Source organism: Vreelandella sulfidaeris (assembly GCF_042429665.1).
Taxonomy (GTDB): domain Bacteria; phylum Pseudomonadota; class Gammaproteobacteria; order Pseudomonadales; family Halomonadaceae; genus Vreelandella.
The window spans coordinates 132,440-157,052 of sequence record NZ_JBHMAC010000011.1 but is presented as its reverse complement, the minus strand read 5'-3'; the positions used below and the strand labels follow the sequence as shown (position 1 = coordinate 157,052).

Below are 24,613 nucleotides of genomic sequence, written 5' to 3'. Positions count from 1 at the left end.
AGATGGCTTACAGACGTGGTGAGGCAAGCTCATTCCAGAACTTGTCAAGCTCAGCGTGATGATGGCTTTGGTGCCGGTACAGACGTAGCTCCATGGGCACATCCCAGCGGCTATCACCCGCTCTAATGAGCGTGCCTTGCGCAAGCTCTTCAGCCACATTGCGCTCTGGCAGCCAGCTCATCCCGTAGCCAAGCAGCACAAGCTCTTTAATGCCCGCCGCGTAGAGGTTTTCGCTTTGAGCGGTTAAATAGGTGCTCTGAGGGAGTCTTGCCAAGTGTGCTTTGACGGCAGAGCCAAGCAAGCCGCGCTTGGGGTAGGCGAGCCACGGGGCTGGCTGATGGCGTGATCCTGGCAGTAACGCGCAAGGTTTCCCCGCCGATGTGAACCCGGTCACCGGAATCAGTCTTTCATGACCTATCACTCGATAAGTACACTCGCTGGTATCGATATCAAGGTCACACCGTCCAATCGGCCAGTAGCAAATAGCCAGGTCACACTCCGCACGCGCCAACGCTTGAAAGTAGTCGGTGGCCACCCAGCCGGTGGCGCGAAGATAAGGCTGGACACGTTCCTGCCACTCCGTCGACGCTAACCATTCCGGTAAAAAATGTGGCAATAGGCTCTGTGGTGCTGCCACCATGATACGACGCTGCTGACCCGCATTGATTTCCCGCACCCGGTCCCTGGTTAATCGCACACGCTCAGTTACCTGTTCACACAGGGTCAAAAACTCTTCCCCGGCGGGGGTGAGCGATAGCGGCAGCGTTTGACGATTGATTAATATTACCCCCATTTCCTCCTCAAGCAGTTTAATGCGTCGGGAGAAGGTAGGTTGGGTAACATGCTGATCATCTGCTGCGCGCGAGAAATGCCGGGTTCTGGCCAGGGCGATAAAATCTTCTAGCCAGCGTATTTCCATGTTTTACCTCTCAGCGCGTTGGTTCGCCGTTGCAGAAATGGCGCCCATTTCATAGGCGCCCCTCCTCAACAGCGTGACATGCGACACGAGTTCCGTCTGTCTGTGTCTGCAACAGGGGGATCTCCTGTTTACAGCGCGCGTTAGCGTGCGGGCAACGTCCATGAAATACACAGCCGCTTGGTAAGTTAACCGGGGTGGGTACTTCACCGGATAAGCGAATATGCTGAGGGCGATCATCTTTCAGACGCGGAATCGCTGAGAGCAACGCTTGAGTATAGGGGTGGCGCGGCTTTTCAAAGAGTGTGGCCGTGGTGGCGATTTCACATACCGTGCCTAAGTACATCACCGCTACGCGCGTACCAAAGTGCTCAACGACCGCCAGATCGTGGGTAATGAACAGATACGTCAGATTGCGCTGTTGCTGGGCTTCCATCAACAGGTTCAGTACCTGAGCCTGAATGGAGACGTCGAGCGCGGAAATAGGCTCATCGGCAACAATGAACTCCGGATCAACAGCCAAGGCGCGGGCAATCGCGATACGCTGACGTTGGCCACCTGAGAATTCATGGCCAAAGCGCTTACCCCAGTCAGGATCGATACCCACTGAGCGCATCACCTCTTCAACCTTGTCGAGAATCTGCGCGCGTTTCCAATCAGGGTGGTGCAGGCGCAGTGGTTCTTCCAGTGTTTGCTGAATGGTCATACGCGGATTCAGCGAGGCATACGGGTTCTGGAAGATCATCTGCATGCGCTTACGATAGGGCAGCAGCTGGCGTGAGCTTAAGTTATCAATGCGCGTGCCGTCGTAATGTATTTCACCTTCAGACGGCGTCAAAAGCCCCATCACTGTGCGCGCCACGGTCGACTTGCCACAGCCAGACTCGCCCACCACACAAAGCGCCTCGCCTCGTTGGATGTCTAGATTGACGCCGTTAATGGCGTGAACATGCTCTTGATGACGTACCAGCTTGCCGCCTTTAAAGCGCAACTGTTCAAGAAAGTCCCCCGATAGCGAGAAGCGCTTTTTCAGATCGCGAATTTGCAGCAGCGAATCGGCACTCTCTTCGTTCTGACTTGGGGTATGGAGAGGAAGTTGGTTATCCGTGATGGCCTCAGCGTTTGTGCTCATGAGGTTTCCTCCTTCAGACGACGATCTTCAAGCATTTCAGCGACCATATGGCACGCTACACGGCAGTTGCCTGACTCAACGAACTCAGGCACTACTTGCGTACAGGCGGGGCGTGGCTGTCCGTCAGCGCGATTAATAAAATTACAACGTGGATGAAATGCGCAGCCGCTCGGCAGGTTAGACAGTGAGGGCATGCTACCACGAATTTGATTGAGCTTTTCTCCGGGGGTCGCCATTTGCGGCAGCGCGTTGATTAACCCTTGAGTGTACGGGTGCTGCGGGTCGTTAATAATTTCCCGCGTGGGGCCTTGCTCGATCACTCGGCCCGCATACATGACCAGCATTCGCTGGGTGACCTGGCTGACCACACCCAGGTCATGGGTAATCAAAATAAGCCCGACGTTATGCTGTTCGCATAGCTCCAGCAGCAGTGCCATGATTTCGGCTTGAATCGTCACGTCGAGTGCCGTGGTAGGCTCATCGGCAATGATAATGTCAGGGTCGAGGAGCAGGGCAATGGCAATAATAATACGTTGGCGCATGCCTCCTGAAAGTTCATGAGGGTACTGGTCCAGGCGAGTTTCCGGTGAGGGAATCTGCACCTGGCGCAGCTTGTCCAGAGCAATCGCGCGAGCTTCTTTCGAAGAAATGCGTCGGTGGGCTTTTAAGCACTCGACCATTTGTTCGCCAATGGAGAGCACTGGGTTCAGTGTCATCATTGGATCTTGAAAGATCATCGAAATCCGATTGCCGCGCACCTTGCGCAGGCCGCGCTCCGACATGGTGTTGAGCACCTGGCCATCAAAGTTGACCGTGCCGCCCGAAATATAACCCGGTTTCGAAATCAAGTTGAGCAGCGAGAACGCGGCCACTGATTTGCCTGCGCCTGACTCACCAACAATGCCTAAGCGCTCGCCGCGCTCCAGGCTAAAGCAAATGTCCCGCAAGGCGTGTACGTCACCGTGGCGCAACGCGAAGTGGACATCAAGGTTGTTAACATCAAGAAGTGCCATGCTGTCCTCAGCCTTTGTAGAGTCGTGGGTTCATGACGTCACGCAGCCAATCGCCAAGCAGATTGATCGACAGCACCAGTACTACCAGTACCGCCCCTGGGATCAGGGTGATCCACCAGGAGCCAGATTGGATATAGTCAAAGCCTGACTTGATGAGTGAGCCGAGCGATGGATGCGTTTCCGGCATCCCTAGTCCTAGAAACGAAAGAGCTGCTTCAGAAATGATCGCGTTGGCAATCTGCACGGTCGAAATAACAAAAATCGGCGACATGGTGTTCGGCAGCACATGGCGGAACATGATCCGTTTGCTGCGCAGCCCCATCACGCGGGCAGCGTCGACGTACTCTTTGTTTTTCTCAGATAAGACCGAGGCGCGCACCGTACGTGCATATTGCGGCCATTCTGCGAGGCCGATAATCAAGATCAGCATCATTACCGCATATTGGCTGTAGAAGGCGCTGCCCAGCGTCGCTTTGACTAACGCACCGACCACAATCGCAACCATGAGGGTCGAGAAGGACAGCTGGATATCCGCAAGCCGCATCAAAATAGTATCGATGCGTCCGCCCAGATAGCCCGCCATCAGGCCAAACGTCACCCCCAGCAAGGCTTGTAAAATAACCGCACCAAAGCCAATCAGCAGAGAGACGCGCGTGCCGTACAGCACAATAGACCACAAATCTCGCCCTTGAGCGTCGGTGCCCAAGGCGTAACGGTCATCAGCACCATCAATCCAGAAGGGCGGTAGTTCAGAATCAAGAATATTGATCTGACCAAGGTCATAGGGGTTGGTAGGCGCTAGAAGCGGTGACGCAAAGGCTGCGATGACCATGCAAATAAACACAGCCAAGCAGAGTTGAGCAGTGCGGTCACGCTTGAAGCTATACCACATGTAAGAGTCGCGCAGTCGTTCCCAGCGGCTGGGTGAAGCATTAGTAGTCGTGCTCATGCGGGCTTCCCAGTCAGTTTAACGGTTGGATTCACAAAGCCGTAGATCAGATCCACGATCGTATTGGTCACTACAAAAATGACGCCAACAATCATCAGGTAAGACACAATCAGGGGAATATCGGCACGATTAATCGCATCCAAAAACATCAGGCCCATTCCCGGCCATTGAAATACGGTTTCGGTCAAAATGGTGTACGCCACCATGGTGCCGATCTGAACGCCGCCTACGGTAATAACAGGCAGCATGGTGTTTTTAAGGGCATGAACGAAATAGACACGGCGCATAGAAATGCCTTTGGCCCGTGCGTACTTAACATATTCCGACTGCAGCACTTCCATCATTTCGGCGCGAATCAGGCGAATAAATAACGGAAGCATAATCGAAGCCAACGAGACGGCCGGTAGGACCAGGTGTTGTAAGCCGCTCCAGGAGGCTAAATTGGTGTCCCAATGCCCGACAACATTGACGAGGTCATAACCACGTCCAAAGGACGGCATATTGCCTTGCGTCGAGAACAGGCCATTGAGCCATGCGCCCCAACCGGTGCTTTCAGGGAATATCGTCACGGTCACGCCGATCGCAAAGATCTGGATAAGCACGATGGCGGTCAAGAACACCGGAATCGAAATACCGATGATGGAGACCCCCATGAATAGGCGCGAAATGGGCGAGCGCGGTTTGATGGCGCTATACACCCCAATAGGCACCGAAAACACCACAATAATGAGTGTTGCGGCAAACACCAGCTCTAGCGTGGCGGGTAGATGACGGGCAATTACTTCCAGTGCGGGTTCACGGTAAAAGTAAGACTGACCAAAGTCGCCTTGTACGGCATTGGTAGCGAATCGCACATATTGAACTAAAAAGGGGTCGTTGAGCCCTAGCCGTTCGCGCAACGCTTCGCGTTCACTCTCGGGGACCGATTGGCCAACCATCTGTTGTACAGGATCACCCAGGTTATCCTGGATAGCGAAGGCCAATACACTGATGACAAACATCACCAATACTGCGTGCATCAGCCGCTTGATTAAAAAGGCAATCATGGCGTACGCCACCTATATAAAAGGTTCGACAAAGGGAGTAGGGGCCAAACAAAAGGCTTCGCCCCCTAAACCTCTAGGGAGCGAAGCATCCTTGCAGACAAATACCGCAGTGACGGTGTAACGGGTTGATTAACTCGTGCTTAGAGAATTAATCGTTACCGCGATTAATAACGAGATCACCTAAGTAGGGGAAGTCGATAGCGTTGACGATGGGTTCGATATCAACGCCTTCGGCGGCGGCATACGCCAGATTCTGCCAGTGCAGCGTAATAAAACCAACGTCTTCATAGAGCATGGCTTCGGCTTGCTGGAGCATCTCAGCGCGTTTTTCGAGGTCGGTTTCGCTGTCAGCCTCGGTTACCAGCGCGTCGATCTCTTCGTTGCAGTAATTACCATAGTTGTACTGACCAGCGCCGGTCTCTTCATCGTTACAGAACGTGAGATACTGGAAGAAGTTGGCGGTATCTTCGGTGTCAGCGTGCCAGCCGACCATCGCAATGTCCGAGCCGCGATCGTCATACTCCGGCCAGTACTGGGCCAGCGGCATGGTGCGCAAGTTCACGGTGATATTGATTTGAGCCAGCATGTTAGCCACTGCTTGAGCGATCTGGGCATCGTTCACATAGCGGTTATTAGGCGCAATCATCTCAACGCTAAAGCCATCTTCATAGCCCGCTTCGGCCATTAGCTCTTTGGCGCGCTCAATGTCAAAGCGTGGCGTTAAATCAGGGTTGTAACCGGTATAACCTTCCGGTGAAAGCTGTCCTGCTGGGGTGGCAAAGCCACGCATCAAACGATCAGCAATACCTTCCTGGTTAATGGCAAGGTCAACGGCCTGACGAACACGGGCGTCCTGGAAGGCCTCAACGCGATCTTCGTTAAGCTGTAAGCCGATAATCCGGGTGCCGGGTACTTCAATGAGATTGACGCCTTGCGCTTCACGTACACGTTCTAAGTCGTTGGGCGGCACGGCATCGATAAAGTCCACCCCGCCTGATAGAAGGGCGGCAACACGAGAAGCATTTTCTGAAATGGGTGTCAGCACGATTTCCGTGACGTTACCTTCAGATTCGGTGTCCCAGTAGTCCTCAAACCGCTTGAAGTCGACACGCACACCCTGGCGGCGGTCGGTAACAATAAATGGACCGGTGCCTGACACATTGCGCGAGGCGTAGGAATTGCCAGCTTTAACGATCTCTGACTTCGCGTTACCGTCTTCGGTGTCACCGCTGTAAAACTCGCTATCCAGAGGGAAAATGTAGGTAGCAAGGTTGAGCAGCAGCGGATAAGGTTCAGTAGTAACGATTTCGACCGTATAGTCGTCGATTGCTTCAGCGCTGGCAATCGGCTCGAAAATCGCTTTATAGTCCGGGCTTTCTTTCAGACGTTCAATAGTCCATACCACATCTTGTGCAGTGAACTCATTACCTGAGTGGAAGGTAACGCCTTCACGCAAGGTCATGCGTGTGGTGTTTTCGTCTACCTGCTCCCACTCGGTGGCTAGGCGCGGCTCAAACTGAAAGTCTTTTGTCCAGCGAATGAGCGGATCAAATGCCAGGTGGGAGAAGCGCAGCATACCGCCGGAAAGCTGCTCATGAATATCGAGCGTTTCCGGGTCGGCGGCGTAACCAATACGCAGTGTTTCCGCACTAGCGGTCATTGGTAGTAATGCTGTACCTGTCACCACAGCACCAATAACAGAAGCGAGTAGGGTCTTTTTGAACGTCATAGTTGTTCCCTTGATGATTGTTTATTTTATCGTTTTACTGCTAAGCGTGTTTATCAGGCTATCCTTTGATAAGCGGAACAGGCTGCAACACAAGTAATCGGCAGTGAAACAGACACGGTCATTGCAAACGCCGTGTTAACAAAATAGTTAACAACGTAGCCTTCTAACATAGAGAGTGACTATCACTACTTACAATCGAAATAATGACAGACCTCATTCGTCTACTGAATGATGAGGCTAATAGCGCCGCGTTCAGAGTATATGATAAGACTAAAGTAGTAAGAAAAATGCGATGCATAACAGGGCAGGAACGTAGATGTGGAATAAAATCGCACTGACCATCATAGCGTTATGGCTACCTGTTAGCGGTAACGCCGATGAGCCAGCAGGGCGGCCTGAGAAAAGCGTGTCTGAGATGTCTGTGTCTGAGATAGCTGGGTGGTTGGATGAAGAGCAGCGCGCGTGGTTTGTGTTAAGCCGGGGTCATGATTCAAACGCGTCGTTTATCGAGCACGGTGACAATATTAATGTTGATATTACCGGCTTTGTAGATGAAACGTCATGGGAGTCGGAGGAGGCGCTACTCATCAGTCTCACCATTCATGAACAGGCATTGCTCAGCGCCGTGGTTATTCATCCTCTCGGCGAGTCGCTGTCTCCTCCTCTTTATACCTCAGAAGGCGGCCAAGTGACCGTAACACTTGAACATTTTGAGCGCGCCAGTCAATGGGTTCGCGTGGCTGGTAGCATAAAAGGGATGCTCGCGCTGCAGGCGCAGCTAGGTGAGCCGCCAGCCAAAGAAGAGGGCATTGAGATTAATGTAGCGTTTGATGTGAAAGCGCAGAAAATAGAATTTTAATCGCTCCCCAAGCCAAGTTTATAAGACGTGTTTATAAGACGAGTGTATAGAACAAGTTTATAAGCCCTGGGCTTGCACAGAGACAACGCCCACCAGCGTAGATTTACTAAACGGCGTGTGCGGCTAGGTAGGCATTATTGTATAGGCGTAACGTTAGCCAAATCTGCGATGAAGCCATGCATTAATGGTGTCAGATTCGTACATCCACTCTTCACGCCCGTCATCGTGGGTAATGTTTAGACAAGGTACTTTGACTTTACCGCCGCCTTCTAGCAGCGCCTGCTTATGGGCAGGATCGAGCTGTGCGTCACGAAGCTCAATGTTTAGCCCCAGTCGGGCTATCTCTTTACGTACTTTGATACAAAAAGGGCAGGTTCGAAATTGATATAGCGCCAGCTGCTGGCACGCTTGATCCACCTGTGCTTGTTGTTCCGGTGAGCGCTCGATCGATTTAGGTGTTGATAGCTTTTCAGACATCAACATGAACGGGGCAAGCACCAGGCGAACACCACGGAAAAAGTAGCGGATTAAAATACGCATTAAAGGCTCCTATGCTGATGTACTAGCTTACCTCAGCGTGCCAAGTAGAAGAAAGCGTACTCATCATTGCGTGTTAGTGGCCACGCATCCTGCAACACCCGAAAGGATTTGTCACTCGAGGAACGTTTGGCCTGCCTTAATCGCGCGCTAAAGCGATGAGATGGTGAGCAAAACGAGTCAGCGTGCTAGGCTATTTGTCTATTTTTACGTCATTTTTTGGCTTTTATTAAATCGGCTTATACACATTAGTTGATTAGCGATTACGGGGCGAGAGCCATGCATCTGCATATTATGGGTATCTGCGGCACCTTTATGGGTAGCCTGGCGCTGCTGGCGCGTGAGTTAGGACATCAGGTGAGTGGCTCTGACCAGCATGTTTACCCACCCATGAGCACCCAGCTTGCTGAGGCAGGTATAGCATTAAAGGAAGGCTATCACGCGCAGCACCTGGTGCCCGCGCCGGATTTGGTGATAGTGGGCAACGCCATCTCTCGAGGTAATGAAGAGGTAGAGGCGTTGCTCAATAGCGGCCTGCCCTATACCTCGGGCGCTCAGTGGCTGGCAGAGCATGTATTGCCCGGTAGGCGAGTGATTGCGGTGGCAGGTACTCATGGCAAAACAACGACCGCGAGCATTCTTGCCTGGCTGCTGGAAAGCGCTGGATTAGCGCCGGGCTTTTTAATTGGCGGGGTGCCGCGCAATTTTGGTGTGTCGGCGCAGCTGGGCGATACCCAGGCGCCGTTTGTTGTGGAGGCCGATGAATACGATACAGCCTTCTTCGATAAGCGCTCCAAGTTTGTTCACTATCGTCCTGACATCGCGATACTTAATAATCTTGAGTTTGACCACGCCGATATTTTTCCCGATCTGGCCGCTATTGAGCGCCAGTTCCATCACATGGTGCGCACGGTACCCAGTCAGGGGCATTTACTGGTAGCCGATCAGCAACCCGCGCTTGAGCGAGTGCTGGAACAGGGCGCCTGGACGCCGATAGCGCATTTTGGTGATCAACCCACCAGTGAATGGCAACTGTCGCTTGAGCGTGCGGATGCTAGTCGCTTTCAGGTGCTTCATTGCCCCGCCGATAGCCCCCCTGATCATGTGCGCCAAGAAGAAGATGGCGTCGTGGAATGGGCGCTTACCGGCGAGCATAACGCGCGTAATGCCCTTGCCGCGCTGGCGGCGGCACACCTGTGTGGGGTTGATTTGGCGCGCGGCTGTGCAGCGCTGGCACGTTTTGAAACGCCGAGAAGACGTCAGGAGGTGCGAGGTGAAATTAACGGCATTCAGGTGATCGACGATTTTGCCCATCACCCCACGGCGATTGCCGCCACGCTCAATGGACTACGCGCAGCGACCCCAAAAGGGCGCCTGCTGGCGGTTATTGAGCCCCGCTCCAATACGATGCGCTTAGGCGCACTGCGCGAGCGACTAAGCGAGAGCGTGGCCGACGCGGACAATGTCTTTTGGTTTCAGCCCCCGGGTCTTGATTGGTCTTTGGAGGAAGTGGTGGCGTTACAGGCAGGGCGTGGGCAGCTGTTTAGTGACCTTGATCAGCTAGTGGCAGCCGTCGTAGCACAAGCGTCACCCTTGGATCGTATTGTCGTTATGTCCAATGGTGGGTTTGGCGGCGTGCATGAGCGTTTGCTTGCGGCCTTAGCCACTGCCAACGAGGGACATGAATGAGTGACATTGAGCCGCAATCGTTTAAAAAGCCGGTGACAGTAGCACTGACTGGTGCGTCAGGGGCGCAGTATGGGCTACGTCTGATCGAGGTATTGGTCACGGCGGGTCATGAGGTATGGGTCATGATTTCAAAGGCCGCGCACATGGTTATCGCCACGGAAACCGATATCGAGCTGCCCGCCCAGCCCACGCGTCTAGCCCAGGCGTTGAGCGAGCGCAGCGGTGCGCAGCCAGGGCAGATTCGCTGTTTTGCTCGTGAAGACTGGATGGCACCCGTGGCCTCAGGCTCCGGGGCGCCTTCGGCGATGGTGGTCTGTCCATGTTCAACAGGGACGCTTTCAGCTGTCGCCACCGGGGCGAGTAATAACCTGATTGAGCGAGCGGCCGATGTAGCGATTAAAGAGCGTCGAACGCTGGTGCTGGTGCCCCGGGAAACTCCTCTATCACCCCTTCATCTCGAGCATATGCTGACGTTGAGCCGTCTGGGCGTGGTTATCCTACCCGCTGCTCCGGGGTTTTATCACCGCCCTCAAGGTATTGATGATCTAATTGATTTTATTGTGGCGCGAATCCTGAACCAGTTGGCCATTGAGCATACGCTGGTGCCTCGCTGGGGTGAGGTAGATGCGGCGAACAACTCCATACCTAACCATGAGTGACTTATGATGTCGTGGGCAACGCTGTCCGTTTTTGTACCAACGTTTTTGTTCGTTTCATTAACCCCGGGTATGTGCATGACCCTTGCCATGGTGCTGGGGATGACCCAGGGGGTGAAGCGAACACTATGGATGATGATAGGCGAACTGCTGGGGGTCGGCTTGGTGGCAGCGGCTGCCGGCGCAGGGGTGGCTGCACTCATGCTGCGCCAACCTGAAATATTTGTGTTGTTTAAATGGGTAGGCGGCGCCTATCTCGGCTATTTAGGGGTGATGATGTGGCGCTCAAGGGGACGCATGGCTATCCCTAATGAGTTGGATGCTGGTCCCCCCGCTAGTCCCATGCAGCTAGCCATACAAGGTTTTGTTACTGCGGTGGCCAATCCCAAGGGGTGGGCATTTTTTATGGTGCTGTTGCCGCCTTTTTTAGACAGTAGTCGACCCCTGCCAGGCCAGCTGATGCTGCTGATTAGCGTCATTCTAAGTATCGAGTTTGCCAGTATGCTGGTATATGCCACTGGCGGGAAATCGCTGCGCAACGTGCTCGGTAAAAGTGGCAACGTGCGCTTGCTGAATCGTATCGCAGGCACGCTTATGATTGGCGTTGGGCTCTGGTTAGCGCTTGGCTAGCCAGAGCATTGGTTTCTGCCTAGACCGGTGGCAGCAAAATAACACGTGCGCTGAGAAGCACTAAAGAAGCGAGTAATAGCAGCGGCCAAGGGCAGGGTCTTAACGTTGCCCTTGGCTGTTGCTGCCAATGCAGCAGGGTGAGCGCACATACCACCAGTCCCAACAGTGCCCCTCCCACCAAATCACTGAACCAATGAACACCGACCATTAGGCGTGATAAAGCCATCGGCAGCGCAAAGGCTAACGCTATCCAGTAAGCCCAAAAGCGTTTTTGACGCGGTAATTCGGCCGCTATGAAGGCTGCTGCCAGGCCACATAACACCACTGCGGTGGAAGTGTGCGCGCTGGGGTAGGAAAATGAGCCCATCAGGTAGTCTGGCGTGTCGGGACGAGCACGTCCAAATACTCCTTTTCCAATGATGTTAAGCACCGCCACGCCTGCAAAAGCGCCGCCAATATGCAGCAAGGCGTCCCATCTTTTAGCCATTAATAGCCATAACCCCCAAGGCAGAACGATGACGAAAATGCCTAAGAGGTCGCCGATACGGGCAAAGATATTCCCCAAGGTGTACATGGAATCACTGTGCAGACTCACAAACAGGTTCTGAACGAACAGATCCATTATCAGCGGTTCTTGATGGCTGATGACCAGCAGTGTCCAGCCGGATAGGCTGCCTAGCGCCAACACGAGTAAAAGCATGGAGGCGAGGGGTACATCGCCTGTCTGGCTCATGGCGAGCCATGGCCGGCGTAGCAGCGGTACGCGGCGAATGCTAACCACGATCGCTCGATAAAGCCTGCCGTGGCGCGATGCTTGCTGTCGGCCCCACGAAAAAATGACCGCGAGTACGACCGTTATCGCAGCCAGTGTCAATAAAGCCGCCTCGATACCAGGAGGGAGATTAAAATGATGCTGCCACGTGCGGCCGAGGACATAACCAGGCAGTAAATAGGCGGGGGCCCAAATGGCCGCTGAGGATATATTCGCCCAGATAAAGGTGTTTGGCGGCATCCGCATCATCCCCGCTACCAGCGGGATAACCGGACGGACAGGGCCGACAAATCGGCCGATAAAGACTGACCACACACCGTAGCGTTTGAAAAAGCGCGCCCCACGCTCCAGCCATTCCGGATGTTGTGACAGGGGCCAGCGTCGAGTGACTTGCTCGCGATGCTTAAACCCCAAGGTAAAACTGATGCTATCGCCCAGCACGGCGCCCACGAAAGCCGCCCCTATCAGCCAGGCCAAGGCGATATCCTGATGTCCGGCCAGCGATGCCGCCGTAGTGATTAATACCACTCCCGGCACCAGCAGCCCTACCAGGGCCAGGGATTCTGCTAATGAAATGACCAGCACCAGACCAATTAACAGCGGGGGTGAGGGGGTTAATGAATAAAGCATATCGGCTAGCGACACAGACTTCTCCGTCGACAAGTAAGCATTATTGAAAAAAGAGGACTATACGTTGGCGAGGGCAGCACCACGTGCTTCAAGACGCTTTAAATAGTGCTGAAAGTGCTCGGCTGGGCTGGGTAAGCAGGCCGCAATGCGCGCTTCAAGCTGGCCTGTTTCTACCAACACACATTGGGAAAGGGCTCGTTGCAAGCGCTCACGGACGAGTAGGGCACCGCTTTCGCTTGTATCTGGCAAGACAAGCCAAAACGTTGCGTTTTCTGCCCGGCCTAACACGTCATGGTCACGACAGCGGCTATTCACCTCGCTGCAGAGTGCTCCTAGGATGGCCGTTTGGGCTCGATGGCCGAACTGTTCTGCCGCCATATCCAGCTGTGGCAGGTGCAGTACCAGCACCGCTAGCTGCTGATTCAGCATGGCTGCCCGCTGGAACTCGCTATGTAAGCGCTCTTTTAGAGTATCAATGTGATAGGCATCGCAATCACTGTCGTTGGGGTCGGTTGCACGCAATAACGCTCGACGACGTGCATGCTCCCATCGGGGAAGCGCGAGCAGTAACGTCAAGGCCGCGTAACCCACGATTGTGGCGGGTGGCGAAGCCGCTACCGAGGGCAGTAGCCACCATAATGGCCCGGCACCAATATTGATCACTAAGGCAGCCCCCAGCGGCAGCAGTAAAAAAGCGGCGGTAATCGGCAGGCCGAGCCAAATAGGAGACATTTGTGGATGATAATAAAAAGCGCTCAACACGACTGAATAGGTACAAAACAGCAGTACAAAACGAGGCAGGTAGCTTTTTAGTCCTTGCCCAATATGCATGAGTAGGGCGGACATGAGCAGCAAGGTCATGAACGTAGGGATGAGTAGGTCGCGGTAATCGCCCATGGCATAGAGCCACAAGGCAAAGCCGGCCATTAGTGCGATACTGGCGCTATACGCTAACGTCATTAGCCGTTTGGGAATTAAAAGCTCGGTCATATCGTCTCTCGCGCCCGCTCAGCCGGCAATTTGCTCATTTCTGTTACTGATAACGTGGTCGTCTCAATATCAATCAACGCTAGATGTTCGCTGGTAATATTGTCGGGCAAGTCTTCGAGTAGCAGACGACGGCGGTTTGACGCTTCTGCCTGCGAACGGGATAGAATCAAAGTGACCAGCGTTGTGGCGTCCAGGCGGTAAACGTTTTCAAAGTCATAGGTTAGCTCGCATAGTCTTTGTGCTATGGGCCAAAGCTGATGGCGTTTGACATGCAAAATAAATATTTCTGCATGAACACCTTCGCGTTCAGAGCGTGTTTGCTCTCGGCTGATGTCGCGCAGCAGTTGCTCGCCAGCCCATAGATTAAGGCCGGGAATCAAGCGTAAGCGTTGACGGATAGAGCCGTTCATATCGATCAGCTGCTGTGCTCTGGATAGCGAGAGCAGACCCAGTACTAATAGTGTGCAGATCAATAGAATAAAGGCGGGGCCATCCAGTGCCGGTATCACCAGTATCGAGCTGAGCAGCGCGGCGGTTAGATTAAACGCCGCGACCCAACGGCTTTGTGGCAACATTAGCATCGCCGCCCAAGCCCATATTAAAATGCCGTGCCGTTCCGGCGCAGTCGCTATTAAACACACTAAAAGCGCGCCGGGCACAATCTGCCAAGGCAACCCGCGCGAGCGGCGATGGCTGAAGTCGAGCATGAGCGCAGTGATCAACAGCCAGCCAATAGAAAACCACAGAGCCAGGGCCGCCGCAGGTGGCGTGGAAGGCGTCCATAGTGCCAAGGCAGCGGCCGCTGCTAAAAGATTCGCCCGTAACAGCCGGATTTTGTACTTGCTTTGCATGGTGGCTTACTATTCGTCCTGAATAACCTTATGAATCCCAGCAAGTGGGTTAATGTCAGCCAATCTACCGACACAACTCACGTTAGCGCCTTAACCGTTCTTAGTATAACGTCGCATTAGCGTAACATAAGCACAAATATTTAATGGCTTTGCGCCTATGCTTAGCCGTCATTAGCACCACATTGACAGAATAACCGTCCCTGATACTGTTTAGGGCGCCCTTAATTTTAGTATGCGCGATGACGCACGGAGATTGCATGAGCGTTTCAATACCGTTCCAAGACGAAGCCAGCCAGCACCTTTCGACTGGCAATATCACCGCCTACATGCAGGCCCTGGGGCAGTCTGCACGCTTAGCCGCTCGTGAACTTCGTCAGGCCGATACAGGGCTGAAAAATCGTGCGCTAGCGGCGATGTCAACGCGCCTGGCTGATTCGCGTGGCCGCATTCTAGACGCCAACGCCGAGGATTTACAGCGCGGCCGGGAGAATGATCTAGACAGCGCCTTGCTGGACCGGCTAGCCCTCAACGATGACCGTATTGATGCCATGATTGAAGGGCTCCGGCAAGTCGCCGACCTGCCAGACCCGGTCGGCGAGATTAGCGACATGCGCTATCGCCCAAGCGGCATTCAGGTGGGGAAGATGCGCGTACCGCTAGGGGTTGTCGGCATTATTTTTGAATCGCGCCCCAACGTCACCATGGAGGCCGCCAGCCTGTGCTTGAAGTCGGGCAATGCCTGCATTTTACGGGGTGGGTCGGAAGCGAGTGCCTCTAACGCTGTGATTAGCGACTGCATACAAGCCGGGTTAGCCGACGTGGGGCTGCCGGCAGGGTGTGTGCAGGTAGTCGCAACCACTGACCGCGCGGCGGTCGGGGAAATGATCTGTATGCCTGACTACGTGGATGTGATTATTCCCCGTGGCGGCAAGTCTCTCATTGAGCGCATCACGCGTGATGCCAGTGTGCCGGTCATCAAACATCTCGACGGCGTTTGTCATGTGTATATTGATACCACCGCTGACCCAGCCAAGGCGTTGGCGATTGCTGTTAATGCAAAAACGCATCGCTACGGCACCTGCAATACAATGGAAACACTGTTGGTCGACGCACCGATTGCCGACTTGATATTGCCCGAACTAGCCCGTGCTTATGCCGAACACGAGGTCGAGCTGCGTGGCTGTGAGCGCACACAAGCGCTGTTACCCCAGGCGTCGGCAGCCGATGAACAGGATTGGTACGCTGAGTACTTGGCGCCGGTGTTGGCCATCAAAGTAGTGGACGGCATCGACGAGGCGATAACGCATATAGAGCAGTACGGGTCTCACCATACCGATGCGATTGTCACTCAAGATTATTCATTGGCGCGTCGTTTTATGGCGGAAGTGGACTCAAGCTCGGTCATCGTCAATGCCTCTACCCGCTTTGCCGACGGGTTTGAGTATGGCTTAGGCGCCGAAATCGGTATTTCAACCAACAAGCTTCATGCGCGTGGGCCCGTCGGATTGGAGGGGCTCACCACGCAAAAATACGTGGTGTTCGGTGACGGCCAGGTGCGTAACTAAGGTGGTGGCATGAATCAATCGACGCAGCGTATTGGCATGTTAGGAGGTACGTTTGACCCCATTCACGTGGGGCATCTGCGTAGCGCCATCGAACTGCAGGAGTTATTAGCGCTTGATCAACTGCATATGATACCTGCACAGCAGCCGCCGCTACGTGATAGGCCGCAAGTGTCGGCAACGCAGCGGTTGGCGCTGCTAAAAACAGGTATCGGCAATACGCCAGGATTAGTGGCTGATGACCGTGAACTGCTGCGTGAGGGGCCTTCCTATAGTGCTGATACGCTAGCTGAACTGCGTATCGAGTACGGCAGCGATACACGGTTAGTGATGGTGATTGGCTACGATGCCTTTTTGCGGCTTACCGACTGGCATCAACCTGAGCGCTTGTTTGAACTGGCTCACCTAGTGGTGATGGCACGGCCAGGCTATTGCGATGCGCTGTCAGCATCATTAATGGAACTGGTGGAGCATCGTAGAGTCGATAGCGTAGAGGCATTGATGGAGCGCCCCTGTGGCGGATATTTGTCGCTTGAATTGCCGTCTCAGATGGCGGTGTCGGCCACCTATATTCGCCACTGTCTGGAGGCGGGCAAAAGCGTGCGTTATTTGGTACCTGCGACGGTCGAACAAGCCATTGAGTCTGGCAAACTTTATCAACGCAACGAATAGCGCTGGCAGTCATCAAAGAAGCCGTTACAATGGCCGGCTTTATTGGCCGATTACCCAATGAGGTTCTCTTTAGGAGTCATGCACATCGATACATTGAAAAATCTAGCGGTTGACGCGCTAGAAGAACTGAAAGCACGTGACATTACGCAGTTAGATGTTGCTAAATTAACTGAGGTAACCGATCTGATGCTGATCGCCAGCGGGACCTCGACACGTCATGTGGCTGCGCTTGCACAAAACGTAGTGGAAAAAGCCAAGGCCGCAGGTCTTGGGCCGTTAGGCGTTGAAGGCGGCGATAATGCTGACTGGGTGTTGGTTGACCTAGGCGACGTGGTAGTTCATGTCATGATGCCCGAGGCCCGTTCTCAGTATGACCTGGAGCGCCTATGGGCTGATCTGCCAAGCGATTCCGGTGCGATCGGCGAGGCACTTGAGCGCTTTCAAGAGCGAGCCGGTATGTCATGAGGATACGGCTGTTAGCGGTAGGTAGTAAAATGCCTGGATGGGTAGAAGAGGGCATCGACACTTACCGCAAACGGTTGCCCAAAGACTTTATGCTCGACATCGAAGAGATTGCTCTTGGCCAACGCGGTAAAAACGCTGATATCTCCAAGGCGCGAGCTCAGGAGGCTCAGCGTATTCGTGACAAGCTACGCGGCGACGAATATGTAATAGCGTTGGAAGTTAAAGGCAAACCCTGGACGACCGAGCAGCTAGCGGAAGAAGCCCAAGACTGGCGCATGTCTGGGCGCGATATCGTATTGCTGGTGGGTGGGCCTGACGGACTTGAGCCTTCGCTCTCTGCGATGGCCGATAAAACCTGGTCGATATCTCCTTTAACGCTACCTCACCCGCTGGTGAGGATTATGCTGGCCGAGCAACTCTATCGCGCTTGGACACTTTTGGTCGGCCACCCCTATCACCGCTAATGGCTAATGGTGAGTAATTTCAGTCAGCGGTTTATTGCGCCATTCGTTTGTTTTGAGAGTCATCGTCGTCATGCTCAAGCGCCCCAACACGCTAAAAAATTCCGAGCAAGAATTACGTATTTTCCGAGTGAGAGCGTTTCTCGCCATATTGGTGGTGTTGACTCTCGCTAGTTTATTGATGGGGCGACTCGTCTATTTGCAAATCGTTCAGCACGATATGTATAGCACGCGTTCCGAGAATAACCGTGTGCGTGTCGAGCCACTTCCGCCCAACAGAGGGCTAATCTACGATCGTAATGGCGTGCTGCTGGCTGAAAATCGTCCCACTTACAACCTGACGTTAGTTCGTGAGCGCGTTGATGACTTAGATGACACCTTGGCGCTGCTGGTCGAGTTGCTCGAGCTACCTGATGAAGAGATAGAGGCATTTAATGTTAGGTCGCGCCAGCGCCAACGGCCTTTTCAGCCCGCTCTGTTAACCAGTGATTTAAGTGAAGAGCAAATTGCGCGCTTAGCGGTTAACCGCCACCGTTTGCCGGGGGTGGAGATAGAAGCCCAGCCACTGCGTTTCTATCCCGATGCTGAGATAATGGCCCACGCATTGGGTTATGTGGGGCGTATCAACGCAGAAGAAATGGAAACGTTGGATGCGGGTCGCTATGCGGGTACGCACTTTATCGGTAAAACGGGTATTGAGCGTTTTTATGAAGAGGAGCTTCACGGCGAAGCGGGCTTACGCAAAGTAGAGACGAATGCGCGTGGACGGGTCTTGAGAGAGCTAGGTCGAACTGATCCGGTGCCGGGTGCCAATGTGACCCTGACGCTGGATAAAAATCTGCAGCAGCTAGCTTATGATCTGCTTGATGGCCGCCGTGGTTCTATCGTTGCTATCGCCCCGGCCACTGGCGAGATACTGGCCATGGTCTCGACACCAGGGTTTGATAGTAATCAGTTTGTCACCGGTATTGATGTGGCGTCATACCGCGCTTTACAGCAGGATCTTGACCTTCCCCTCTTTAACCGTGCCATACGCGGCCATTATCCACCCGGGTCTACCATCAAGCCTTTTCTGGCCTTGGCGGGTTTGGTCGAAGGGGTAATCACCCCGGACAGTACGATTAACGATCCAGGCTACTTTCAACTGCCTAATGACTCGCGTCGCTATCGCAACTGGTTGCGGTGGGGGCATGGGCGTGTCGATATGGAGCGCTCTTTAGCTGTCTCTAATAACACTTACTACTACACGTTGGCGCATGATCTAGGCATTGATAAATTACATGAGCAAATGAGTAACTTTGGTTTTGGTCAACAGGTGGCCCACGACGTGCAAGGCGAAAGTAGCGCGTTAATGCCCTCCCGGGATTGGAAGCGTGGTCGCTTTAACCAGCCTTGGTATCCGGGTGAAACTCTCTCGGTGGGTATTGGGCAAGGGTATTGGCAAGTTACGCCGCTTCAGCTTGCCAGCGCCACCGCTACGCTTGCCAATCGCGGTCACTGGGTGAAGCCACGGTTGGCGCGCCAGATAGGTGATGAGCCTGTTGCACGGGACTTGCCAGATACATTGGACGATATTCAACTGGCCAATGACGGCTGGTGGGATCGTGTCTTCAACGGTATGGAAAAAGTGATCAGTGGCAGTGAAGGCACCGCCCGTCGTACAGGGGTTGGGCTTGAGTACCGCATGGGGGGTAAGTCAGGCACCGCCCAGGTGTTTTCACTCGGGCAGGATCAGCGTTACAACGCAGATCAGTTGGCTGAGCGGCTACGTGACCATGCCCTGTTCATGGCGTTCGCTCCCTTGGAAGATCCTCAAATAGCCGTCTCGGTCATTGTCGAGAACGCTGGCGGCGGCAGTACCCATGCTGCTCATTTGGCTCGTGCCATGACGGATGCGTGGCTATTGAAGGATGACGCTCCCGATGTGGAAGAAGTGCGCGAAGTACTCGAAGAAGATAATGCCAACGTGGAGGGTAACTAAGCCATGCCCTGGCATTTTATAACGCGTTCGATGCGCGGTCATCCTGTACGCCCTCCTGAAAGCGGTATCGCTCGGCGAAAAAGCATTTGGGAACGAATTCATCTCGACCCCTGGCTGCTTGGCTTGCTGCTGTTGCTGATGGGAAGCGGCTTGATTGTGCTTTACAGTGCTTCTGGTCAATCGATGGACGCTGTTATTGGTCAGGGCCTGCGCTTTTGCATTGCATTAGTGGGGATGATTATTATCGCCCAGTTTTCACCTTCCACTTTCTTGCGCTGGGCCCCCTTGGCCTATGGCGTAGGGGTTGCCATGCTGGTCGCCGTCGATGTGGTGGGTGATGTCGGCATGGGAGCCAAACGCTGGCTGGAAATTCCGGGGGTGATTCGCTTTCAGCCATCGGAAATGATGAAGCTGGCGGCGCCGCTAATGGTGGCGGCCTATCTTAATCGCTGTGAATTGCCTCCCCGCTTTCGCGATATTCTGGTGTGTGGGGTCATTATCGGTGTGCCGGTGGTGTTGACTGCGATTCAGCCTGATTTGGGGACTTCCCTGCTAGTGTCGAGTGCTGCCCTGATAGTGGTGCTACTAGCGGGTCTGTCGTGGCGTTTAATCGGCTTTATGATGGCATTGGGTGCCGCGGGTGTGCCGCTGCTCTGGATGAATATGCACAATTACCAGCGCCAGCGGGTGTTGACGTTTTTAAATCCAGAAAGTGATCCATTGGGGTCGGGGTGGAACATAATTCAATCAACTACCGCCATTGGTAGTGGTGGTCTTTGGGGCAAAGGGTGGCTTCAGGGGACCCAGTCTCAGCTAGAATTTTTACCTGAGCGGCATACCGATTTCATCATTGCTGTCCTGGGTGAAGAGTTTGGGTTAGTGGGCATGCTAGTGCTGCTGGCACTCTATCTTTTAATTGTAAGTCGTGGGTTATGGATGGCGAGTACGGCCCAGGACACCTTTGGCCGCTTGGTGGCGGGCAGTATCATTTTAACCTTCTTTATCTACGTGTTTGTCAATATGGGCATGGTGAGCGGTATTTTGCCTGTTGTAGGGGTACCGCTGCCGCTGGTTAGCTACGGGGGTACCTCAAGCGTGACCTTGTTAGCAGGTTTCGGTATTCTCATGTCCATACATGCCCATCGTCGACTGCTATCCCGCTAGCCAGCCTGCCGAGTGATCGTGCGTACGTTAAATTGAGCTAATATTGTTTGAAAATCTGTTGCTTCAGAACCTGTTGCTTAAGAACGTATTGGTTGAGAAATGATTGCTCGGAAAGAAATAGCACGGGAGGGGCGGCTCAGGAATTTCAGTTCCAGGAGTGGAAAGTTAATGACCAAGGTTCAAAGGAAGACGAGCAGCTATTTATTGGTAGCGTTGTTGAGCTGGGGAGCGCCCGCTGCGTTTGCTGAAGAACCTTCACAGGGGCAAGCCCCCTCCGTCGCGCCTGAGCTTAATGCTGATAGCCAGGCGTTAATGGCGGAGCTGGTCCAACAAGGGCTGCCACAAGATTGGCTGAAAGATGCACTAGGGCAGGCGGCCTATACCCAGAGTGTGTTGGATGCGATGGAGGGAGCGGCCGAGCGTCGCTTGAAATGGCATGAGTATCGCGCCATATTTTTGACCCAGCAGCGCATCGAAGAAGGTGCTGAGTTTATTGAAGCTCATGCGCAAGCGTTTGCGCGCGCCGAGAACATTTATGGTGTTCCTGCCGAGATTATCGCTGCCATTATCGGTGTGGAAACGTATTATGGTCGCCATAAAGGCCAGCATCGTGTGCTTGATTCGCTTGCCACGCTGGCTTTTTATCATCCTACCAGAGGCAGCTTCTTCCGCGGTGAATTGGCAGCATTCCTGCGTATTGCTTACGAGCAGGATGTTGAGCCTGGCGAGCTGCATGGCTCGTATGCGGGGGCGATGGGATATCCGCAGTTTATACCCACCAGCTATCAAGCCTATGCGGTCGATTTTGATGACGATGGGCGCCGTGACCTTTGGGATAATCCGGTCGATGCTATTGGTAGCGTCGCCAATTATTTTTCTGAGCATGGCTGGCGCGCGGGAGAGGCCATTTATCATCAGGCCACTGGGCCCGACGAGCTCTCTTCAGCATTACGACAGCAGCTCTCTTTTAACCAAACATCCTCTCCGTCTGTAAGCATTGCCCAGCTTGCCGCGCATGGTGTCGAGTCTGTCGAGCCTTTTGATGACGACATGTTGGTGATGCCCCTGGCGTTTGAGTTTGCCGATGGGGAGATTGGCTATCGGTTGGGTGAGAACAACTTTTACGTTATTACTCGTTACAACCATAGCCACCTTTATGCCATGGCGGTGACTGAATTATCCGAAGCGATTGCTGCGCTGCATGAGGAACAACGATGAAGTTAGGTTTATCCAAGCGCCAGCTTGCCCAAGCGCAGTTTACACCGTTGCTAAAAATCAGTGGGTGGCTGACTTTAATCGCACTAGTCGGTGGTTGCGCCAGTAATGACGTACAGCGTGTTGAAGCGCCCAATACCACCAACCAGACAACCGCGGCGGCGCCGGCCGGTACCAGCGGTGGGCGTTATGCCATGAGTGGAGATGCCTATCCGCTTGAGCCACCCGATGTGACCAAGGTGCCGAACGCCGTACCCCGGATTGAGGCGCCTTCACGAGCAGGTAATCGCGCCACCTATGAAGTGTGGGGCAAAACCTATCATGTTTTGCCTGATGCCACGGGTTATGCAAAAAGCGGAACGGCTTCCTGGTATGGCGAAAAATTCCATGGCTACGCTACGTCAAATGGCGAAATCTACGACATGTACAAAATGTCGGCTGCGCATCGTTCGTTACCGCTCCCTACCTTTGCTCGGGTTACCAGCCTGGACAATGGCCGGTCAGTCATCGTTAGGGTAAATGACCGCGGCCCCTTTCATAGTGAGCGCGAAATTGACCTCTCCTATGCGGCAGCGGCTCGTCTTGGTTTTCTCGACAATGGGACAGGGTCGGTAAAAGTAGAGGCGATCAACCCTGAACAGTGGCTGGCCGAGCAGGGCAGAGGTGCTGAGATGCCGACGCAGGCCAGGGCGCCTCAGCCGTCCAATACCGGTCCTGGTGCCTCGCCTGCCGTGTCGACAGCGAACGCTCCTCAGCCTGCCGTCGCTCAAGCATCGCCAAGCCAGGAAGCGACGGGCGATATGATTTACCTGCAAATAGCTGCATTAGGTAATCCTGAGGGCGCGCAACAGCTTCAGCAGCGTTTGCAGGTTGAGCAGCCATTAGATGTGCGTATCATGAGCGACGCCGAGGTATATCGTGTGCAGGTAGGTCCCCTTAGCGCTGACCAGGAAGCTCAAGCGCGTGAAACGCTACGTCAAGCAGGGTTCCCCCAGGTCTTTGTTGTGCGATAATTAAGTCCTCTATTTACTCATTGTGGCGCGTCCTTTCGCGCCGCCGTATTTTACAAATAAGCTTTGCAAGTTAGCTTTCAAGTAAGTGAGATTGACGTTATGAACGTGTTTACATCCATTGGTCGCTCTGCACGCCTGTGCCTCTTCGCTGCCATGGCGGCCGTATCCGTGCCTGCTTCTGCTCAGGTGATACCGCAACCACAAACCATTATTCCCGCGGCTCCTCAGTTGGCGGCGAGTTCATGGATACTCATGGATGCGAATAGTGGTCGTATTTTAGCGGAGCATAACTCTGATGAGCGCTTGCCTCCGGCGAGTTTGACCAAGTTGATGACCGCCTACCTGGTTGAGCGTGAGCTTGACCGCGGCACCATCAACCTGACCGACATGATCAATATCAGCGAGAATGCCTGGAGAACCGGCGGCTCGAAAATGTTTATTGAAGTGGGTGATCAGGTCTCGGTTGATAACCTGCTCCACGGTATTATTATCGTGTCTGGTAACGATGCCAGTGTCGCAATGGCTGAGCACCTGGCCGGAGGCGAGGCACCCTTTGCAGATTTAATGAATCAGCATGCCACGCGCCTAGGCATGAACGATACCAACTTCCAGAACGCGACTGGCTTGCCTGCTGAGAATCACTACTCAACGGCGCATGACATGGCGCGTCTATCCCGGCATATCATCAATGACTATCCGGATCACTATGAAATTTATTCTCAGCGCACCTTTTCTTATGGCGATATAGATCAGCCCAACCGCAACCGGCTGTTATGGCGTGACCCGTCAGTCGATGGACTAAAAACCGGCTGGACAACGGAAGCTGGGTATTGCCTGGTCTCCTCGGCCAAGCGTGAGGATATGCGACTAATTTCAGTCGTCATGGGCACTCAATCAGATGAAGCGCGGGCGCAGGAAACCCAGAAATTGCTCAGCTATGGGTTCCGTTTTTTTGAAACCATGAAGCTTTATGAGCGTGGGGCAGTGCTAGCTACGCCGCGAGTGTGGGGCGGCGATATTAACGAGCTACGAGTCGGTGTGGATGAAGAGGTCTTCATGACCTTGCCGCGCAACCGCAATGAAGAGCTGCGCGCCCGCCTTAACCTCAATCCAGATCTGCAGGCACCGGTTTCAATCGGCGATGAGGTGGGTACACTCGAAGTTCATCTGGGTGACGAAGTGGTCGGTGAGCGGCGCCTGGTAGCGTTAGAAAATATTGAAGAAGGCGGTCTCTTCAAGCGCCTTTTCGATCAAGTGCAACGTTTCTTTAGTGGCTTGATTAGTAACTTTACCGACTAGGTTTTGTCTAATGGGTAGTGTTAAAAGCGTTTTTTAGCGATGTTTTAGGGTCTGTTACGATGAGGTTGTTATGAAAAAAGGTGCTTCACAGGGTCTGCGCGATTTGCGTCAACCGGCAGCTCAAGCGCCGCCTAAAATTACCTTTCCCTGTGACTACTCGTTAAAAGTGGTGGGTGACGCAGCCGATGACTTTCCGGCCTGTGTCTGCCAGGTCATTGTGCGCCATACTCCTGATTTTGATGCCACTACGATGCAAGTGGTGGATAGCCGCAATGGTCGTTTCCAGTCCGTTCGTGTGATGATTAGAGCGACCGGAGAGGAGCATATTAAAGAGGTGTTTATGGCGCTCAAAGCCACAGGTCGTGTTCATATGGTGGTTTAA

At 53.7% G+C, this 24,613-nt stretch carries 24 protein-coding genes; 14 read left to right on the top strand and 10 right to left on the bottom strand.

Going from position 1 to position 24,613, the window contains the following annotated elements; all coding sequences use genetic code 11:
• Nucleotides 1–7: 7 nt before the first annotated feature.
• From ACFFLD_RS12620 to ACFFLD_RS12595, 6 genes are all read right to left on the bottom strand, one after another.
• Complete coding sequence (locus ACFFLD_RS12620; RefSeq protein ID WP_386041155.1) at nucleotides 8–919, bottom strand: LysR family transcriptional regulator; 912 nt, start codon at nucleotides 917–919, stop codon at nucleotides 8–10.
• A 49-nt stretch (nucleotides 920–968) separates the two neighbouring features.
• On the bottom strand, nucleotides 969–2,048 hold the full coding sequence (locus tag ACFFLD_RS12615) for an ABC transporter ATP-binding protein (RefSeq protein ID WP_386041153.1): 1,080 nt from the start codon (nucleotides 2,046–2,048) through the stop codon (nucleotides 969–971).
• Nucleotides 2,045–3,061 (bottom strand): ABC transporter ATP-binding protein, encoded by a 1,017-nt coding sequence (locus ACFFLD_RS12610; protein ID WP_386041151.1) that lies wholly within the window; start codon nucleotides 3,059–3,061, stop codon nucleotides 2,045–2,047. Before ACFFLD_RS12610 ends, ACFFLD_RS12615 begins: the two co-directional genes overlap by 4 nt.
• Before the next feature lie 7 nt (nucleotides 3,062–3,068).
• The gene (locus tag ACFFLD_RS12605) at nucleotides 3,069–4,010 is read right to left on the bottom strand and encodes an ABC transporter permease (RefSeq protein ID WP_386041149.1); all 942 of its coding nucleotides are present in this window, start codon (nucleotides 4,008–4,010) and stop codon (nucleotides 3,069–3,071) included.
• Nucleotides 4,007–5,056 (bottom strand): ABC transporter permease, encoded by a 1,050-nt coding sequence (locus tag ACFFLD_RS12600; RefSeq protein WP_386041147.1) that lies wholly within the window; start codon nucleotides 5,054–5,056, stop codon nucleotides 4,007–4,009. Before ACFFLD_RS12600 ends, ACFFLD_RS12605 begins: the two co-directional genes overlap by 4 nt.
• A 148-nt stretch (nucleotides 5,057–5,204) precedes the next feature.
• Nucleotides 5,205–6,785, bottom strand: a complete 1,581-nt coding sequence (locus tag ACFFLD_RS12595) for an ABC transporter substrate-binding protein (RefSeq protein ID WP_386041145.1) — start codon at nucleotides 6,783–6,785, stop codon at nucleotides 5,205–5,207.
• A 316-nt stretch (nucleotides 6,786–7,101) separates the two neighbouring features.
• On the opposite strand from ACFFLD_RS12595, the gene ACFFLD_RS12590 reads away from it, so the two are divergent.
• Nucleotides 7,102–7,644, top strand: coding sequence for a hypothetical protein (locus ACFFLD_RS12590; protein ID WP_386041143.1), 543 nt, complete (start codon nucleotides 7,102–7,104; stop codon nucleotides 7,642–7,644).
• A 153-nt stretch (nucleotides 7,645–7,797) separates the two neighbouring features.
• Here the strand turns inward: ACFFLD_RS12590 and ACFFLD_RS12585 are convergent, their stop codons facing one another.
• Entirely contained in the window at nucleotides 7,798–8,184 is a 387-nt protein-coding gene (locus ACFFLD_RS12585) for a glutaredoxin family protein (RefSeq protein ID WP_386041141.1), read from the bottom strand.
• A gap of 276 nt (nucleotides 8,185–8,460) precedes the next feature.
• On the opposite strand from ACFFLD_RS12585, the gene mpl reads away from it, so the two are divergent.
• From mpl to ACFFLD_RS12570, 3 genes are read left to right on the top strand one after another with little or no spacing between them, the layout of a single operon-like run.
• Nucleotides 8,461–9,870, top strand: a complete 1,410-nt coding sequence (mpl, locus tag ACFFLD_RS12580; protein WP_386041139.1) for a UDP-N-acetylmuramate:L-alanyl-gamma-D-glutamyl-meso-diaminopimelate ligase — start codon at nucleotides 8,461–8,463, stop codon at nucleotides 9,868–9,870.
• Nucleotides 9,867–10,529, top strand: coding sequence for a flavin prenyltransferase UbiX (locus tag ACFFLD_RS12575; RefSeq protein ID WP_386041137.1), 663 nt, complete (start codon nucleotides 9,867–9,869; stop codon nucleotides 10,527–10,529). The genes mpl and ACFFLD_RS12575 overlap by 4 nt, the downstream gene beginning before the upstream one ends.
• 3 nt (nucleotides 10,530–10,532) lie before the next feature.
• The gene (locus ACFFLD_RS12570; protein ID WP_386041135.1) at nucleotides 10,533–11,156 is read left to right on the top strand and encodes a LysE family translocator; all 624 of its coding nucleotides are present in this window, start codon (nucleotides 10,533–10,535) and stop codon (nucleotides 11,154–11,156) included.
• Between the two features lie 19 nt (nucleotides 11,157–11,175).
• Here the strand turns inward: ACFFLD_RS12570 and ACFFLD_RS12565 are convergent, their stop codons facing one another.
• From ACFFLD_RS12565 to ACFFLD_RS12555, 3 genes are read right to left on the bottom strand one after another with little or no spacing between them, the layout of a single operon-like run.
• A complete protein-coding gene (locus tag ACFFLD_RS12565) occupies nucleotides 11,176–12,573 on the bottom strand; it encodes a bifunctional DedA family/phosphatase PAP2 family protein (RefSeq protein WP_386041133.1) in 1,398 nt (465 codons plus the stop codon).
• 42 nt (nucleotides 12,574–12,615) lie between these two features.
• Complete coding sequence (locus tag ACFFLD_RS12560) at nucleotides 12,616–13,548, bottom strand: diguanylate cyclase domain-containing protein (RefSeq protein WP_386041130.1); 933 nt, start codon at nucleotides 13,546–13,548, stop codon at nucleotides 12,616–12,618.
• Nucleotides 13,545–14,399, bottom strand: a complete 855-nt coding sequence (locus ACFFLD_RS12555) for a hypothetical protein (protein WP_386041128.1) — start codon at nucleotides 14,397–14,399, stop codon at nucleotides 13,545–13,547. The genes ACFFLD_RS12560 and ACFFLD_RS12555 overlap by 4 nt, the downstream gene beginning before the upstream one ends.
• Nucleotides 14,400–14,656: 257 nt before the next feature.
• Between ACFFLD_RS12555 and ACFFLD_RS12550 the strand changes: the two genes are divergently transcribed.
• The 10 genes from ACFFLD_RS12550 (at nucleotide 14,657) to ACFFLD_RS12505 (ending at nucleotide 24,613) form a co-directional block, all read left to right on the top strand.
• The gene (locus tag ACFFLD_RS12550) at nucleotides 14,657–15,964 is read left to right on the top strand and encodes a glutamate-5-semialdehyde dehydrogenase (RefSeq protein WP_386041126.1); all 1,308 of its coding nucleotides are present in this window, start codon (nucleotides 14,657–14,659) and stop codon (nucleotides 15,962–15,964) included.
• Nucleotides 15,965–15,973: 9 nt separating this feature from the next.
• Nucleotides 15,974–16,633, top strand: coding sequence for a nicotinate-nucleotide adenylyltransferase (nadD, locus tag ACFFLD_RS12545; RefSeq protein WP_386041124.1), 660 nt, complete (start codon nucleotides 15,974–15,976; stop codon nucleotides 16,631–16,633).
• A gap of 78 nt (nucleotides 16,634–16,711) precedes the next feature.
• Nucleotides 16,712–17,098, top strand: a complete 387-nt coding sequence (gene rsfS, locus ACFFLD_RS12540; RefSeq protein WP_386041122.1) for a ribosome silencing factor — start codon at nucleotides 16,712–16,714, stop codon at nucleotides 17,096–17,098.
• Nucleotides 17,095–17,562 (top strand): 23S rRNA (pseudouridine(1915)-N(3))-methyltransferase RlmH, encoded by a 468-nt coding sequence (gene rlmH / locus ACFFLD_RS12535; RefSeq protein WP_386041120.1) that lies wholly within the window; start codon nucleotides 17,095–17,097, stop codon nucleotides 17,560–17,562. The genes rsfS and rlmH overlap by 4 nt, the downstream gene beginning before the upstream one ends.
• 70 nt (nucleotides 17,563–17,632) lie before the next feature.
• Nucleotides 17,633–19,540, top strand: coding sequence for a penicillin-binding protein 2 (gene mrdA / locus ACFFLD_RS12530; RefSeq protein WP_386041118.1), 1,908 nt, complete (start codon nucleotides 17,633–17,635; stop codon nucleotides 19,538–19,540).
• Nucleotides 19,541–19,543: 3 nt separating this feature from the next.
• Nucleotides 19,544–20,704 carry a rod shape-determining protein RodA gene (rodA, locus tag ACFFLD_RS12525; protein WP_386041116.1) on the top strand — a complete coding sequence of 387 codons (1,161 nt, stop codon included), beginning with the start codon at nucleotides 19,544–19,546 and terminating at the stop codon, nucleotides 20,702–20,704.
• Between the two features lie 168 nt (nucleotides 20,705–20,872).
• A complete protein-coding gene (mltB, locus tag ACFFLD_RS12520) occupies nucleotides 20,873–21,922 on the top strand; it encodes a lytic murein transglycosylase B (protein WP_386041114.1) in 1,050 nt (349 codons plus the stop codon).
• Nucleotides 21,919–22,932, top strand: coding sequence for a septal ring lytic transglycosylase RlpA family protein (locus tag ACFFLD_RS12515; RefSeq protein ID WP_386041111.1), 1,014 nt, complete (start codon nucleotides 21,919–21,921; stop codon nucleotides 22,930–22,932). The genes mltB and ACFFLD_RS12515 overlap by 4 nt, the downstream gene beginning before the upstream one ends.
• A 99-nt stretch (nucleotides 22,933–23,031) precedes the next feature.
• Entirely contained in the window at nucleotides 23,032–24,231 is a 1,200-nt protein-coding gene (locus tag ACFFLD_RS12510) for a D-alanyl-D-alanine carboxypeptidase family protein (protein WP_386041109.1), read from the top strand.
• Between the two features lie 70 nt (nucleotides 24,232–24,301).
• The gene (locus ACFFLD_RS12505; RefSeq protein WP_386041107.1) at nucleotides 24,302–24,613 is read left to right on the top strand and encodes an HP0495 family protein; all 312 of its coding nucleotides are present in this window, start codon (nucleotides 24,302–24,304) and stop codon (nucleotides 24,611–24,613) included.

Excerpts from the sequence above, each read along its gene's own strand:
- nadD (WP_386041124.1), top strand. The coding sequence starts at position 15,974 with ATGAATCAATCGACGCAGCGTATTGGCATGTTAGGAGGTACGTTTGAC.
- ACFFLD_RS12570 (WP_386041135.1), top strand. The coding sequence starts at position 10,533 with ATGATGTCGTGGGCAACGCTGTCCGTTTTTGTACCAACGTTTTTGTTC.
- mpl (WP_386041139.1), top strand. The coding sequence starts at position 8,461 with ATGCATCTGCATATTATGGGTATCTGCGGCACCTTTATGGGTAGCCTG.
- ACFFLD_RS12600 (WP_386041147.1), bottom strand. The coding sequence starts at position 5,056 with ATGATTGCCTTTTTAATCAAGCGGCTGATGCACGCAGTATTGGTGATG.
- ACFFLD_RS12590 (WP_386041143.1), top strand. The coding sequence starts at position 7,102 with ATGTGGAATAAAATCGCACTGACCATCATAGCGTTATGGCTACCTGTT.
- rodA (WP_386041116.1), top strand. The coding sequence starts at position 19,544 with ATGCCCTGGCATTTTATAACGCGTTCGATGCGCGGTCATCCTGTACGC.
- ACFFLD_RS12560 (WP_386041130.1), bottom strand. The coding sequence starts at position 13,548 with ATGACCGAGCTTTTAATTCCCAAACGGCTAATGACGTTAGCGTATAGC.
- ACFFLD_RS12505 (WP_386041107.1), top strand. The coding sequence starts at position 24,302 with ATGAAAAAAGGTGCTTCACAGGGTCTGCGCGATTTGCGTCAACCGGCA.
- ACFFLD_RS12595 (WP_386041145.1), bottom strand. The coding sequence starts at position 6,785 with ATGACGTTCAAAAAGACCCTACTCGCTTCTGTTATTGGTGCTGTGGTG.
- ACFFLD_RS12610 (WP_386041151.1), bottom strand. The coding sequence starts at position 3,061 with ATGGCACTTCTTGATGTTAACAACCTTGATGTCCACTTCGCGTTGCGC.
- ACFFLD_RS12555 (WP_386041128.1), bottom strand. The coding sequence starts at position 14,399 with ATGCAAAGCAAGTACAAAATCCGGCTGTTACGGGCGAATCTTTTAGCA.
- ACFFLD_RS12550 (WP_386041126.1), top strand. The coding sequence starts at position 14,657 with ATGAGCGTTTCAATACCGTTCCAAGACGAAGCCAGCCAGCACCTTTCG.
- rsfS (WP_386041122.1), top strand. The coding sequence starts at position 16,712 with ATGCACATCGATACATTGAAAAATCTAGCGGTTGACGCGCTAGAAGAA.
- ACFFLD_RS12605 (WP_386041149.1), bottom strand. The coding sequence starts at position 4,010 with ATGAGCACGACTACTAATGCTTCACCCAGCCGCTGGGAACGACTGCGC.
- ACFFLD_RS12620 (WP_386041155.1), bottom strand. The coding sequence starts at position 919 with ATGGAAATACGCTGGCTAGAAGATTTTATCGCCCTGGCCAGAACCCGG.
- mrdA (WP_386041118.1), top strand. The coding sequence starts at position 17,633 with ATGCTCAAGCGCCCCAACACGCTAAAAAATTCCGAGCAAGAATTACGT.
- ACFFLD_RS12515 (WP_386041111.1), top strand. The coding sequence starts at position 21,919 with ATGAAGTTAGGTTTATCCAAGCGCCAGCTTGCCCAAGCGCAGTTTACA.
- ACFFLD_RS12575 (WP_386041137.1), top strand. The coding sequence starts at position 9,867 with ATGAGTGACATTGAGCCGCAATCGTTTAAAAAGCCGGTGACAGTAGCA.
- ACFFLD_RS12615 (WP_386041153.1), bottom strand. The coding sequence starts at position 2,048 with ATGAGCACAAACGCTGAGGCCATCACGGATAACCAACTTCCTCTCCAT.
- mltB (WP_386041114.1), top strand. The coding sequence starts at position 20,873 with ATGACCAAGGTTCAAAGGAAGACGAGCAGCTATTTATTGGTAGCGTTG.
- ACFFLD_RS12510 (WP_386041109.1), top strand. The coding sequence starts at position 23,032 with ATGAACGTGTTTACATCCATTGGTCGCTCTGCACGCCTGTGCCTCTTC.
- rlmH (WP_386041120.1), top strand. The coding sequence starts at position 17,095 with ATGAGGATACGGCTGTTAGCGGTAGGTAGTAAAATGCCTGGATGGGTA.
- ACFFLD_RS12585 (WP_386041141.1), bottom strand. The coding sequence starts at position 8,184 with ATGCGTATTTTAATCCGCTACTTTTTCCGTGGTGTTCGCCTGGTGCTT.